Consider the following 14,235-nt stretch of genomic DNA (forward strand, 5'->3'; position numbering starts at 1 on the left):
TATATATTACTTTCGTGTTAATGAAAATCCTAAGAATCCTATTATTTCCGATTGTACCCATTTACTTTTTAGTGACTTGGCTAAGAAATAATCTCTATGATTCTGGGTTTAAATCTTCAAAGTCTTACGATTTTCCTGTGATTTGTGTGGGTAACCTAAGTACTGGTGGTACCGGAAAAACACCAATGATTGAATATCTGATAAGATTGTTGTCAAAAAAAAATAAAGTCGCTACGCTTAGTCGTGGCTATAAGCGTGTGACTAATGGATTTTTATTAGCAGATCAAGATGCAAATGTGGATACTATTGGAGATGAGCCGTTTCAGTTTTACAAAAAATACAACAGCATCTATGTAGCTGTCGATGAAGACAGACAGCATGGTATAGGTGAATTACGAAATTTAAATCCAAAGCCAGAAATTATACTTTTAGATGATGCATATCAACATAGAAAAGTAAATGCTGGATTCAATATTTTATTGACCTCTTACAATAAGTTATATACTAAGGACATTGTTTTGCCTACTGGAAATTTAAGAGAGCCAAAGTTAGGAGCAAAGCGTGCAGATATTATTGTAGTTACAAAGTGTCCTGATAATTTGCCTGAAGAAAAAAAGGCAGCAATTGTAAAACAGATAGCTCCAAAGCATTATCAGAATGTATTTTTTAGTTGTATAAAGTACAGCGAAAAAGTGATGTCAGAATCCTCAGAGAAAGTATTACAGGATTTATCTTCTTTTACCCTAGTAACAGGTATTGCTAATGCGCAACCATTGGTTGAATTTTTAAAATCGAAAGCTTTAGATTTTGAACATCTAGAATATGGTGATCATTATAATTTTACAATAAAGGATATTGAGTTGTTAGAACAAAAAGATTTGATTTTAACAACCGAAAAAGATTATATGCGATTGTTAGATGTAGAAAGCTTAGGTTCTAAATTATTCTATTTGCCAATAGAAATAGTCTTGGATAAGCCAATAGAATTTAATACGTTAATTCAGGAATTTGTTGTTTAGGCTGTTGCTTCAGATTTTCCAGAAAGCGCTGTATATAGTTTCTTTTCAAACGTTTCCTGTTTAAACGGTTTAGAAATAATATCATCAAAACCGGCTTCATCAAACTCATGCATTTTATCTTCTAGAGTTACTGCAGTTAATGCAAAAATGGTAAGTTCTTTATTAAAAACGCGTATGCGTCTTGTAGCTTCTAGCCCACTAATACCCGGCATATGAATATCCATTAGCACAACATTGTATTCGGTGTTTTTAACCATATTTACGGCCTCTTCTCCATTATCTACGATATCACAACCAAGTCCCATTTTGGTTAAGATTTTTTTGGTAATCATTTGGTTGATTTTATTGTCTTCAACCACTAGAATTTTAATGTTCTCTAAATCCAATGCTTTAATATTTTCTATATGCTTACTTTCTTTAACAATTGCTTTTTTCTTTGGCTCAACATGTTTTAGAGGCAGCTCAAAAAAGAAACTTGTGCCTTTGCCTAATTGACTCTTAAGGTATATTTTACCTTCTAAGATTTTTATAAGACCTTTTACAATAGAGAGTCCTAAACCTGTGCCACCATATTTTCTGTTAATCTGAATTGATCCTTGAGAGAAACTCTCGAACATTTGCTCTTGCTTTTCTTTTGAGATACCAATACCATTATCCTGGATTTCAAAATTAATCTGATATAGATTTTTCTTAACTTCTGCTTTTTTAACTCTAACCCAAATATCACCATCCTTAGTGAACTTTATGGCGTTTCCTAGCAAGTTGATTAAGATTTGAGAGATTTTAAGTTGATCACCAATATACGTTTCAGGAAGGTTTTCTTCGTAATCAAAATGTATTTTAGTATTGTTGTCTTTTGCTGAATTATTAAGGGCAGCTATAACGTTTTCTATCTTTGTTTTTAGATTAAAGTCTTCTGGATCTAGTTCTACTTTATTGGCTTCAATCTTATTAATCTGAAGGATATCATTTATAAAAGTAAGTAGGTAATCACCTGAGAATTTAAGAGATTTTAAGTGCGGAATTTGTTTTTCCTTTGGTTCCTCATCTAGTAATAAATTAGTTAATCCAGTTACCGCGTATAAAGGTGTTCTTAATTCATGAGTTACAGTAGACAAGAAATTTGCTTTAGTTTTCGATGCTAATTCTGCTTTTTCTTTTGCGACAATAAGCTCATCATTTTTTATTTGAAGCATGTTGTTTGTACGCAGTCTAATATTGTTGTTCTTGTATAGAGAAAGCGTTAATAAAGACAGAATTGTTATTAAAGAGATACTTAATATGGTCGTTATTCTTGCAAGATTACTCCCAACATCGGCTTCGGTAATTTGGTCTTTTAATTGTTGGTTTTCGGCATTTTGGTAATCAACTATATGTTGAGTGCTTTTTTCAGTAGACAAGTTTTCTCTTTGAATGTTTAACAGAGAATCTGATAATTGTATATGCTTATTTAGATATAGATTGGCTGATTTATATTGCTTTTTGCTCTGGTATATTTTACTTAGGGTTAGATAAGCATTGTTCAAGTTTTCTGTAGAGTTATTTTCTTGAGCTATATCTAAACCTGTTTGTGCTTGATCAAGGGCCAAATTATACTCTTCTTTACTTTGGTATACATTAGCATTTAATATATAACTACTACTAAGTACTCGATTTAGTTCATACTTATTTGCAATAATTATTGCACGCTCAAGCTTTTCGTGAGCTTTTTCAGGTTGCCCGAGTTTATTGTATACTCTAGCTTCATTTAAGTTGACTTCAGCTTCATATTTTTCGGAGCTTTCGTCTTCAAAACTATTTAATGCATTAGAATAATATTCAAGTGCAGTTTTATATTGTTTAAGATTGCTATGTATTACGCCTCGAATATTATACGTAAGACCAAGATTTGTTTTATCATTAATAGTTCTCTGAATATTTATGGCTTTTGTTAATGATGAAATAGCCTGTTCAGGTTCTTCAATTAAGTATTGAAGTTTAGCAATTTTTGTATGGATAACACCCTCACTTTTTCGATCATTAATTTTTATGGAAATATCCAGTGCTTTTTCTAGATTATCTTTAGCATTATAGTAGTCTCCGCGAGTAGTAAGTAATTTTGCCTGATCAAGCTGTTGTTGAAGAGAGATTTCAAGTTCTCCAATGTCTAGTTCGTCAGTAGTTTGCGCTTGGTTGGTTACGCCAAATACTATAAAAAATAAGAATATGTAAAGTTTAGTTTGGGACATTACAACATATTTAACAAACAAATATAATTATTTATTCGATAAAAGTGTATTTTTTTCCGATAAATTACATATAAGTTCAATTAAACGTGAACTGTAGCCAGTTTCATTATCGTACCAGCCAATAATTTTAACCATGTTTCCAATAACTGAAGTCATTTGCGAATCAAATATGCATGAGTGGGTGTTTCCATTAATATCAATAGAGACAATAGGGTCTTCCGTATATTGAAGTATGCCTTTTAAATGTGTTTGCGAAGCTTTTTTAAATAGGTCGTTAACATGAGCAATAGTCACTTCACCTTCAACATTAAAAGTAATATCGGTCAAAGAGCCATTTGGTACAGGGACTCTAATGCCACAACCTCCGATTACATCCTCTAAATCAGGAAATATTTTAGTTAGTGCTTTTGCTGCTCCAGTAGTTGTAGGGACTATAGATTGTCCTGCAGCTCTTGCTCTACGCAAATCTCTATGCGGCTGATCGTGTAAACTTTGATCGGTTGTATAAGAGTGTATTGTAGTAATGTAAGCCTGTTTTACACCAAAGTTTCCATGCATTAAGGCCATCATTGGCGCGGCGTTATTTGTTGTACAAGATGCATTAGAGATTATTGTTTCACTACCATCTAAGATGTTATCGTTTACACCTAAAACAACTGTTTTTATAGAATCATCTGATGGTGGTACAGATAATATAACGCGCTTTGCACCATTGCTAATATGATTTTTTAATTGGGCTTCAGTTTTAAATTTTCCAGTAGCCTCGATAACAAAATCTGGTTGGTAATCATGCCAATTGATTTTAGAGATATCATTTTGATTTAGTAAAGGAATTTTTTCACCATCTACACTAATTTCATTTTTAGAATGGTCAATGTTTTTATTTAAAACACCATGTATACTATCATACTTAAGCAAATGGCTTAGGGTTTTACTATCTGCTAAATCATTAATAGCTACTATTTTTATATTTGGATTATTTAGCGAAAGCCTAAAGAATCGTCTTCCAATTCTACCAAAACCATTTATTGCAACTCTAATCATTAATTAATATGCTTTTGAGCTTTGTAAGAGGAGCGCACCAAAGCACTACTTTCTACATGTCTAAAACCTAGTTCTAAGCCAATAGTTTTATAGTCTTCAAACTCATCTGGGTTTACAAATCGCTGAACAGGAAGATGTTTTTTACTGGGTTGTAAATATTGTCCTATGGTGACAACATCTACATCGTTCTCTCGTAAGTCATGAAGTGTTTGTATAACTTCTTCACGAGCTTCACCAAGTCCTAACATTATCCCTGATTTTGTTCTACGTTGCCCTTGTTGTTTTAAATATTTGAGAACACCCATACTACGATCATATTTGGCTTGGATTCTAACCTCTCTAGTTAAGCGTCTTACAGTTTCAATATTATGAGAGACGACTTCTGGAGCTACATCAATAATGCGATCTATGTGTCTTTCTACACCTTGAAAATCGGGAATTAGAGTTTCTAAAGTGGTTTCAGGGTTCATTCTCCTGACGGCTTTTACTGTCTCTGCCCACATAATGCTTCCCATATCTTTTAAATCGTCACGGTCTACGCTAGTTAAAACAGCATGTTTAATTCCCATTAACTTTATGGAACGCGCTACTTTTTCTGGTTCATCCCAATCGACATCTTCTGGTCTACCAGTTTTAACACCGCAAAACCCGCAAGAGCGCGTACAAACATTACCTAAAATCATAAATGTAGCTGTGCCTTCTCCCCAACATTCACCCATATTAGGGCAACTGCCAGAAGTACAAATTGTATTCAACTTGTATTTGTCGACAAGGCTACGTAATTCGGTATATTTTTTTCCTGTAGGTAGTTTAACACGTAACCATTTCGGTTTACGTTCAGGAAGTATATTTGATGCTGTTTTGGTCTCCATTCAAATTTCTTTTTCGACCCAGCAAAGATACAAAGTAAAAAATTAAAAACTTTAGAGTATAGTTAGATACCATACACCAAATCCGATAAGAAATATAATGCCCAGCCAACTTAGAATATGCATACTTGTCTTTGGATGCCAGTGTTTTGGGACATGTTTAGAACTCATAAGCTTATAGTTAACTATAGCATAAAAAGGAGCAGTTAAAAAAGAAAGAACAGTTGCCGTTTTCACTAGTGTGCCTAGCTCTGCACTTAAAAAAAAGAATATGATTAATGTCCCTATAAAGAGAATAGATAGCCAAATATTGTAACTCTTTGGTAATCTTGAATTTGATAAAATTGAAGTTGTGCGCTCCATGACTCTAGGAGATGCATCAAATGTTGTTAGAGTTGTGCTGAACATTGTAGTAAAAGCTGCTAAACCAATTATTGCATATGTCCAATTACCTAGGCTGTCAGTATACATTTGTATAAGTTGAGATGAGAACCCTGAAGCAGATGTGCTTAAAGTTTCGCCAGTATTATAAAATACCAACGCGCCAAGTGTTAAAAATCCAAGCCCTAATATTATAGTGGTTATATAACCAATATTAAAGTCGAAAAGAGCAGTATTAGTATTAAATGCTTTATTGTCTTTATGTTTTTCAATGGACCATAATGAATGCCAAATAGAAATATCTAGAGGAGCTGGCATCCAACCCATAAAAGCAATCAAAAATACCCAGCTTGATTTTTCTGGAAATATTTGACTTAAATTTATAGTACTCTCTGAGTTTAATCCTGAAGCCATAACAGCAATGATTGTAGTAACTGTTAGAGTTAAAACAATTACTTTCATTAGTATATCTAATAGTTTGTAACGTCCTAGAACAAGAATTGCAGCACAAATCCCTAATAAAATTACAGTCCATATTTGCACACTATTAATAGATAAATTACCGATGACAAGAGGATTAAATTCAAATATAACATATGATGCTAAACTAGCGGTAACAATTGTAACTGCGGTTTGTATGGTAAACATTGTAGCAAAAGTGAGTAAAAAATAGGCGGCTAATACTCCTTTTCCTAATCTTTTGTAACCATCTATTAAGCTTTCGCCTGTAGCCATTGCATATCTAGGGCCGTATTGAAAAAAAGGATATTTGAATATATTAACTAGTAATAAAGCCCAAAGTAGTCCGAAACCAAAATTTGCGCCAGCCCTTGTAGATTGCACCAAATGAGAGACTCCAATAGCAGCTCCAGCAAATAATAATCCTGGACCTAATTTCTTTAATGTGTTAAGCATTTGGTTTGGTAATAATTTGAGCTAGAAGTTTTTTAGCCCTTAAGAGCTTTACTTTTACATTATTAATGGGCTCTTCTAGTTCTTTGGAAATATCTTTATAGCTCAACTCTTGAAAATATCTAAGATTAATGACCTCTTGGTAATGAGGTTTTAGTTTTTTTATATCTTTTAAAAGTTTGGCTAAATTTTGTTCTCTAATAATCTTGTCTTCAGGAGTAGGTGACTCATCAGGAATGCCATAAACAATATCATCATTACTTTCATTTATCCTACTGTTTATTGAGGACTTGTGTTTTCTTACTAAATCTATATGTATGTTTTTTGAAATGGTAATTAGCCAAGTCTTAAAAACATATTTATCATTATAGTTGTCTATTTTATCGAAAGCTTTTGAGAATGTTTGTATCGTAATATCTTCAGCATCATTTTCGTTCTCTGTTCGTTTAATCTGAAAGCCATATATATCGTTCCAATACCTATCTAATAAATAATTGAAAGCAGCTTGGTCATTTTGCTTAGCGAGTTCTATAGCTTTTTTTACTTCCAATGTTTTGGTTTTGAGATAAGATTAGCACTAAAGATAGCTAATTGAAAAACAATTAAAAAAACTTCTAAAAAAGGAATAAATATAATTAAGTCTGAAGATTTTAGCTTTTTTGCAGCAAGACCGATAGATAGAAATTGAATTAAAATTCTTAAACCTAATAGGACTAAAACAATTTTCCATTGATATAAAAATAATAACAGAATTGTAACTAAAATCCAAAATGTAAATTGGCTGAAGAAGTACAGGCCAAGTAGAAATTTGTGCAATGGCTTATAATGTTTAGCAGTGCTTATATGTCGACGTTTTTGTATAACCCAATCTTTAAATGTCTTTTTGGGCTCAGAAATAGTAAAGCTTTCTTCAGAAATACAAATAGCAGTATTGTGGTTGTTTGCGATAGCATTTACAAATAAATCATCATCACCAGACTTAACTTCCATATGTTTCATAAATCCAGAATTGTTAAAAAAGAGCTCCTTTCTGTAGGCTAAATTACGACCCACACCCATATAAGGAATACCCATTTTTGCATATGAGAAATATTGCATGGCCGTCATTAAAGTTTCAAATCGTATCAATGCATTTAATAAAGAATGCTTGATTTTGGTATAGGCACCATATCCTAAAATAATCGATTTCTCATTACTGAAATGACTACTCATTTCTTTAAGCCATTGGTCAGAAGCAGGAGCGCAGTCCGCATCTGTAAATAATAAAAACTCATATTTAGATGCCTTTATACCAAGTGTCAGGGCATACTTTTTATTTCCCCAAAACTGTTCAATTGGTTTAACATCTACCACTGTAATATTTTGATACTTTGCTGCAAATTCTTCAATGACATCTAAGGTGTTGTCCCAAGAATTGTCATTAATCAGAACAATTTCAAAGTTGTCATAATTTTGATTAATTATCTTCGGTAAATTCTGTTTTAGATTTTCAGCTTCGTTTTTTGAGCAAATTATTACAGATATAGGGATGTTTTTTTGTTGCTCTTTTGTAGACTTAAGTAATGAGAAAAAATTTAGAAAGCAGATGTAATAAATGTATTGGATTATAGTTATAACTATAAAAAAATAAAATAGTACTTGGAGTACGCTCATTTAGATGTCTATGAGTGTTGAGGTTCAGAACAAGAGTCGAACTGATCAGGGGTTTTGCCACAGAAACCACAAGCTTCGCCTTCTCGGTTTAGCATCGGATTTTGACTAGCGCAAGTGCCAGCAAATTCGCCATCTTTTTTTGCCCATATTTTTATAGCTATACCAGCTACAGCTAATAGTAAAAGACCTAATGTTATGATTAGTAGCTTCATTGATGAATGAATATTTATTAAATTTAAGCAAAGATAAACCTTTTTAAACTATAAGTTATATCTAAATTTAAGTGACTTTTAGTTGACTTAGGTCTCTTAATAATTATTACTAACTAACACATTTTAATTATGAAAAAATTATTTGCAGAGTTTTTTGGAACATTTTGGCTTGTATTTGGAGGTTGTGGTAGCGCGATTTTTGCTGCAGCATTTCCGGAGTTGGGTATTGGATTTGTAGGTGTATCATTAGCTTTTGGTCTCACGGTTTTAACCATGGCTTATGCTGTAGGTCATATTTCTGGAGGGCATTTTAATCCAGCAGTGTCATTAGGTTTATGGGCTGGAGGAAAATTTGAAGGCAAATCACTACCAGGTTATATTGTAGCTCAGCTCATTGGTGCCATTGCGGCTGCTGGTGTACTTTATCTAATTATTAGTGGTAAAGCTGGATTTACCGATGTTGGTGGCTTTGCATCTAATGGCTATGGAGATTTGTCTCCAGATGGATATAGTATGCAATCTGCTCTAATTGCCGAGTTTGTTTTAACCTTGTTTTTTTTATTAATAATTCTTGGGAGTACAAATCCAAGAGCTCCTAAGGGTTTTGCACCAATTGCCATTGGATTGGGTTTAACGTTAATTCATTTAGTTAGTATACCTATTACAAATACTTCTGTTAATCCTGCACGTTCTACAAGTCAGGCTTTATTTGCTGGAGGAGATTACACTGGTCAATTATGGTTGTTCTGGTTGGCGCCTATAGCTGGAGCTATTGTTGCTGGTGTTATCCACAAAGCATTCTTTGATAAAGAATGAATCTTTATATTATAAAAAACAAAAAGCCCACAATACTTAGTTGTAAAGTGGGCTTTTTTCAGTTATTAATCTATTTATTTATCTTTTAGAGAAATTTCGGCAACTTCTTGCTCTTCAGAAGAGATGTCTCCGTTTCTGTTTTCTATAGTTATACTTAATGCTAAAGCATTTTCCATATATGGTATGGGTTTGAGTGTGCGTTGATAATCTTCTAATGCACCAAGACTTACCATTTTGTCTTCTAACTCAACTCTTAATTGATAATACTGGTCTTCTGATAACTTTGGGAGTGATACCACGTCAATCATAGATGTTCTATCTACAGGGTTGATGTAAGCTACAGTTTCTAAATCTTTAGCTCGTTCATTACCTCTTAGCACATATTTTTTAGAATCAGGATTATTCAACTTTTCAAGCTGAAGTGCTAATGCATCTAACTTGGAATTGTTTTTGTCAATATCACCTCTTAAATCAAAAATTTCGTCAACAACGATATTATTTTCGTTATTTAAAGCTTGATTTTTTTGGTATAAGACGAAACTCCATGTCGCAAATGCAAAGGCAGCTATACTGGCTGCAATACTATACCAAGGTGTTTTTTGTCTTGGCATTTCTACTACTTTTGGAGCCTCTTTAGTGGATTCTAAAATTTTATTTAAAACACCAAGAGGTGCTTCAACAGCATTAGCTTTAGCTACTATCTCTAAATTTTCTTGAAGTTTTTCAAAAGCTTCAGCTATTTCAGAGTGATTGTCTATTAAGTGTTCGACTTCCAGATTTTCTGCAATGGAAGTATCACCTACTAAGTAACGCTCTAGTAAGCCTGATTGTAGAAAAGAATGTAGTTTTTCTTCCATAAATTTTTATTTTAAAAATCGTAAACCTTTTTTAGTTCTCTTAATCCTATTTTTAGTCTAGATTTTATAGTGCCAAGTGGAATATCCAGCTCATCACTTGCTTCTTGTTGTGTCATGCCTTCGAAAAATAAGGCTTTTAATACAATTTGATATTTTTTTTCTAACCCAGCTACATGCTCTCTAATATCTATAACATCTTGATTAAGCTTTGAGCCTGGGAGTATATATACGTTTGATTTATCTATTTGGACTTCTTTATGAAATCTGTTGTTAAAACTTCTTAGTTTATCTATAGCTGTATTTCGAGCAATCCTAAAGAGCCAAGTGAATAGTTTTGCTTTAGTTGAGTCGTATTTTTGAGCGTTTTTCCAAACTTTAATAAAAGTTTCTTGAAGCGCATCTTCTGCAATCTCTTCATTTTTTGTCACCTTGAGTATTGCACCATACAAACTATCCGAATAGTTTTCGTATAACAAGTTAAGCGCATATTGGTCATTACGCTTTAAGAGTTGTATGATACGTTGTTCTATGTTATTACTCAATGTTATTAATTTAGTTTAGTGCGATAGGGCTGCTACACTTTTAAAATTAAATAATATTTACTTCAGTTTCTATTTTTATATTAAATAATCGAAATACAGTTTGCTGTATAAGCTTTGCTAGAGCATAAATATCTTTACCTAACGCGTTTTCGTAATTAACGAGAACTAAGGCCTGCTTATTATGCACACCATAATCCCCAAAACGTTTTCCTTTAAAACCTGCTGTTTCGATTAACCAGCCAGCTGGGACTTTAATTTCTGATTCTGATATGACATAATGCGGTGCATTTGGAAAACCTTTTTGAAGTTTTTTAAATTCATTTTTAGAAATCACAGGGTTTTTAAAGAAGCTTCCACTATTTCCTATCTCTTTTGGATCTGGCAGTTTACTCTGTCTAATATTTATAACTGCTTTCGATATGTCCTTTATATTAGGATTCGTTATCCCTAAATTATCTAGTTCAGATGTAATGGCACCATAGCCAATATTTAATTTATGATTACGTCTTGAAAGTTTAAGTTTTACACTTGTTATAATGTATTGTCCTTTTAACTCTTGTTTAAAAACAGACTCTCTATAGCCAAAATTACAATCTTGATTAGTGAAAGTTTTTGTCTGTTGCGTCGAAATGTGAATAGCTTCGCATGAGTGAAAAACGTCTTTTAGCTCTACACCATAAGCACCTATGTTTTGAATTGGTGCTGCGCCAATGTTTCCAGGTATAAGCGAAAGATTTTCTATGCCACCAAGATTATTGTCTAAGCACCACAAGACGAACTCATGCCAGTTTTCGCCAGCTTGGGCTTCTACAATAGTGTAGTCTTCAGTTTCTTCAATTATTGCTATGCCTCTAAGGTTAAGATGAAGTACTAATGCTTCAATATCTTTAGTAAGTAACATATTACTGCCACCTCCAAGAACAAAAATTGATTTTGTAACTTCAGTTTTTAAAACGTCTTGTAAGTTTTCTACACTTTGGATATTGACATACTGGTTAGCTTTGGCATCAATACCAAAGGAGTTGAAAGTTTTTAAGGATACATTTTCCTGTATGTTCATTTAATCTTTGTAGACTTTTAAAGCTTCTCCTATAATTTTAACGGCTTTTATTAGACTTTCTTCTTTAAGTACGTACGCAATTCGTATTTGGTTTAGACCAACATTTGGAGAAGAATAAAAACCAGCAGCTGGAGCCACCATAACTGTCTCATTTTCAAAAGAAAATTGCTCTAGAAGCCATTGTGCAAATTTGTCCGAATTTTTAACAGGAAGTTCTGCAATACAATAAAATGCGCCATTTGGTTTTGCTACTTTAACACCATTTATTTTCTTTAATTCAGAGATTAAAGTGTCTCTTCTACCAACATACTCGTTAATAACTTCTGTAAAGTAAGAGTTTGGAGTATCAAGTGCAGCTTCACTTGCAATTTGCGCTAAAGTGGGTGGGCTTAATCTTGCTTGTGCATATTTTAGCGCAGTTTGTATGAGTTCCTTATTCTTTGAAACTAAGTAACCTATACGCGCACCACACATACTGTAGCGTTTTGATACTGAATCTATAACAATGGCGTGATTTTCTAAGCCATTTTCTTGTAAAATAGAGTAGTGATTAATACCATCGTAAACAAACTCGCGATAAACCTCATCAGCAATTAAGAAAAGATCATGCTTTTTAACTATGGTCGCTAACTTCTTTATTTCTTCTTTTGAATACAAATAACCAGTGGGGTTTCCTGGGTTGCAAATAAGAATGGCTTTTGTTTTCGATGTTATAAGTTTTTCAAAATCTTCAATTGAAGGTAATGCAAAATTATCTTCAATCTTAGAAATTACAGGAACTACATTAACACCAGATGCTGTCGAAAAGCCATTGTAGTTGGCATAAAATGGTTCTGGAATAATAATTTCGTCACCTTTATCCATAATGCTACCAAAAGCAAATAAAAGTGCTTCGCTACCACCAGTAGTCACAATAATATCATCGTGTTTTACTGAGATGTCATTTTTTGAGTAATACTTGGCAATTTTCTTTCTATAATTTTCCGAACCTTCAGAGCGCGAATAGGCTAAGATATCTAGTGTCGTATTTTTTATAGCATCTAATGCGACTTGAGGCGTTTTTATATCTGGTTGACCTATATTAAGATAATAGACTTTTTTTCCATCTTTAACAGCTTGTTCTGCATAAGGTACAAGTTTTCTTATTGGAGATGATGGCATTTTATGACCTTTTTCTGAAATCTTTGGCATAACACAAAATCTTAAAGTTTGTTTAAAAATTTGATACAAAATTAAGCTATTGCTTCTAGAATTGTATTTTTAAATTAATGATTTTAACAACTAACATTTTAAAGTACTTTATTGTAGCAATTATATTTCTTTCTTGTTCACATTTACATAGTCAAACGGGTTATAATTTTTCAAGAGAAAAGAGTTCTAAAATAAGATTTCAGCTTATAAATAATATAATTGTTATGCCTGTTGAGCTTAATGGTATTAAATTGTCTTTTGTTTTAGATACGGGAGTTAGTCGCCCTATACTTTTCAATCTGGTAAATATGGATTCTTTACTGATTAAAAATAGAGAACGTGCTTATTTAAGAGGTTTAGGAAGTAACGGTACTATACCAGCTGTAAAATCCAAAGGGAATATAATTAAGATAGGAGAAGCTATAGCCATTAATAGAGATGTTTCCTTGGTATTTGATCCAACTATTAATTTTACATCAAGATTAGGGATTCCTGTTCATGGTATAATTGGATATGATATATTTAAAGATTTTGTTGTTGAGATTAATTATAGTTCTAAATATATTCGATTACACAAATCTAAGTTTTTCAAAGCAAGAAAATTGTCTAAATGGAAAAATTTGCCAATCGAAATAATTGACAGAAAGCCTTATTTAAATGGTTCTGTAAGTTTAAATTCTAATAAAATACCTGTAAAACTTCTCATTGATACAGGTAGTAGTGATGCGCTTTGGTTATTTGAGAAGAGTCGTAAGGATATTGATATACCCTCAGAAAAAAGATTTAGAGATTTCTTAGGAAAAGGATTAAGTGGTGCAGTTTATGGAGTCAGATCTAAAGTTGAGACTTTTAATATTGATTCATTCAATCTATATAATGTTAATGTAGCTTTTCCAGATTCTACATCTCTTACTATTGCACGAAAGTTTAAAGAACGAAATGGAAGTGTGTCAGGCAATATTCTTAAAAGGTTTAATTTATTTTTTGATTATAGTAGAGGACGGCTATGGCTAAAGAAGAATGGTAATTTTAAATTACCATTCTACTATAATAATAGTGGTATAACTATAGAACAAAATGGCTTTAGAGTTGTAAAAGAGCTCAAAAATAAAGTAAGACAGGATGGTTATGGGCGGGAGGTAGATGTTGGAGTTGATTTAGTAGACAGATATTCTTTTGTATTAAAACCATCTTTTCAAGTTGTTGAATTAAGAGAAAATTCTAATGCTAGTAAGGTTGGTATAAGAATAGGTGATGCAGTAATAGGATTAAATGGTCGACAAACAAATAGTATGACATTGCATGATATAAATGAATTTCTTTACGATAAAAAAGGAACAGTTTTAAGAATTAGAGTGGATAGGAATGGAAAAATAATGTCATTCAAGTTTAAATTGGATGATGTATTCCAAAAAAAAGAGCCCTCCAATTGAAGGCTCTAATTAAAAAAT

Annotated in this window: 14 protein-coding genes; 3 read left to right on the plus strand and 11 right to left on the minus strand. The window is 32.5% G+C overall.

The window, feature by feature from the left end:
- Positions 1–20 precede the first annotated feature (20 nt).
- Entirely contained in the window at positions 21–1,019 is a 999-nt protein-coding gene (gene lpxK, locus IEV10_RS05605) for a tetraacyldisaccharide 4'-kinase (protein ID WP_188373702.1), read from the plus strand.
- Here the strand turns inward: lpxK and IEV10_RS05610 are convergent.
- Genes IEV10_RS05610 through IEV10_RS05640 form a run of 7 tightly spaced genes read right to left on the minus strand, consistent with a single transcriptional unit; the run spans position 1,016 to position 8,318 of the window.
- Positions 1,016–3,247, minus strand: coding sequence for a tetratricopeptide repeat-containing hybrid sensor histidine kinase/response regulator (locus IEV10_RS05610; protein WP_188373703.1), 2,232 nt, complete (start codon positions 3,245–3,247; stop codon positions 1,016–1,018). The two genes, lpxK and IEV10_RS05610, sit on opposite strands and share 4 nt — an antisense overlap.
- Positions 3,248–3,274: 27 nt before the next feature.
- Positions 3,275–4,291, minus strand: a complete 1,017-nt coding sequence (gene gap / locus IEV10_RS05615; RefSeq protein ID WP_188373704.1) for a type I glyceraldehyde-3-phosphate dehydrogenase — start codon at positions 4,289–4,291, stop codon at positions 3,275–3,277.
- A complete protein-coding gene (gene lipA, locus IEV10_RS05620) occupies positions 4,291–5,163 on the minus strand; it encodes a lipoyl synthase (protein ID WP_188373705.1) in 873 nt (290 codons plus the stop codon). Before lipA ends, gap begins: the two co-directional genes overlap by 1 nt.
- A gap of 51 nt (positions 5,164–5,214) precedes the next feature.
- Positions 5,215–6,456, minus strand: coding sequence for an NRAMP family divalent metal transporter (locus tag IEV10_RS05625; protein WP_188373706.1), 1,242 nt, complete (start codon positions 6,454–6,456; stop codon positions 5,215–5,217).
- Positions 6,449–7,003, minus strand: coding sequence for an RNA polymerase sigma factor (locus IEV10_RS05630; RefSeq protein WP_188373707.1), 555 nt, complete (start codon positions 7,001–7,003; stop codon positions 6,449–6,451). The genes IEV10_RS05625 and IEV10_RS05630 overlap by 8 nt, the downstream gene beginning before the upstream one ends.
- Positions 6,994–8,106 carry a glycosyltransferase gene (locus tag IEV10_RS05635; RefSeq protein ID WP_188373708.1) on the minus strand — a complete coding sequence of 371 codons (1,113 nt, stop codon included), beginning with the start codon at positions 8,104–8,106 and terminating at the stop codon, positions 6,994–6,996. The genes IEV10_RS05630 and IEV10_RS05635 overlap by 10 nt, the downstream gene beginning before the upstream one ends.
- An 8-nt stretch (positions 8,107–8,114) precedes the next feature.
- Positions 8,115–8,318 (minus strand): membrane or secreted protein, encoded by a 204-nt coding sequence (locus tag IEV10_RS05640; RefSeq protein WP_188373709.1) that lies wholly within the window; start codon positions 8,316–8,318, stop codon positions 8,115–8,117.
- Positions 8,319–8,447: 129 nt separating this feature from the next.
- Here IEV10_RS05640 and aqpZ point away from each other — a divergent pair, with 129 nt between their 5' ends.
- Entirely contained in the window at positions 8,448–9,134 is a 687-nt protein-coding gene (aqpZ, locus tag IEV10_RS05645) for an aquaporin Z (protein WP_188373710.1), read from the plus strand.
- 74 nt (positions 9,135–9,208) lie between these two features.
- On the opposite strand, the gene IEV10_RS05650 is transcribed toward aqpZ, so the two are convergent.
- The 4 genes from IEV10_RS05650 to IEV10_RS05665 are packed head-to-tail and all read right to left on the minus strand — an operon-like array spanning position 9,209 to position 12,784.
- Positions 9,209–9,991, minus strand: a complete 783-nt coding sequence (locus IEV10_RS05650; protein WP_188373711.1) for an anti-sigma factor domain-containing protein — start codon at positions 9,989–9,991, stop codon at positions 9,209–9,211.
- A gap of 11 nt (positions 9,992–10,002) precedes the next feature.
- Positions 10,003–10,533 (minus strand): RNA polymerase sigma factor, encoded by a 531-nt coding sequence (locus tag IEV10_RS05655; protein ID WP_188373712.1) that lies wholly within the window; start codon positions 10,531–10,533, stop codon positions 10,003–10,005.
- A gap of 46 nt (positions 10,534–10,579) precedes the next feature.
- Positions 10,580–11,593 carry a UDP-N-acetylmuramate dehydrogenase gene (murB, locus tag IEV10_RS05660; RefSeq protein WP_188373713.1) on the minus strand — a complete coding sequence of 338 codons (1,014 nt, stop codon included), beginning with the start codon at positions 11,591–11,593 and terminating at the stop codon, positions 10,580–10,582.
- Entirely contained in the window at positions 11,594–12,784 is a 1,191-nt protein-coding gene (locus tag IEV10_RS05665; protein ID WP_188373714.1) for a pyridoxal phosphate-dependent aminotransferase, read from the minus strand. It abuts the gene before it with no gap.
- A gap of 224 nt (positions 12,785–13,008) precedes the next feature.
- Here IEV10_RS05665 and IEV10_RS05670 point away from each other — a divergent pair, with 224 nt between their 5' ends.
- Entirely contained in the window at positions 13,009–14,217 is a 1,209-nt protein-coding gene (locus IEV10_RS05670) for a retropepsin-like aspartic protease (protein WP_188373715.1), read from the plus strand.
- Positions 14,218–14,235 lie beyond the last annotated feature (18 nt).

The organism is Winogradskyella haliclonae, assembly GCF_014635865.1.
In the GTDB taxonomy this organism is placed as follows: domain Bacteria; phylum Bacteroidota; class Bacteroidia; order Flavobacteriales; family Flavobacteriaceae; genus Winogradskyella; species Winogradskyella haliclonae.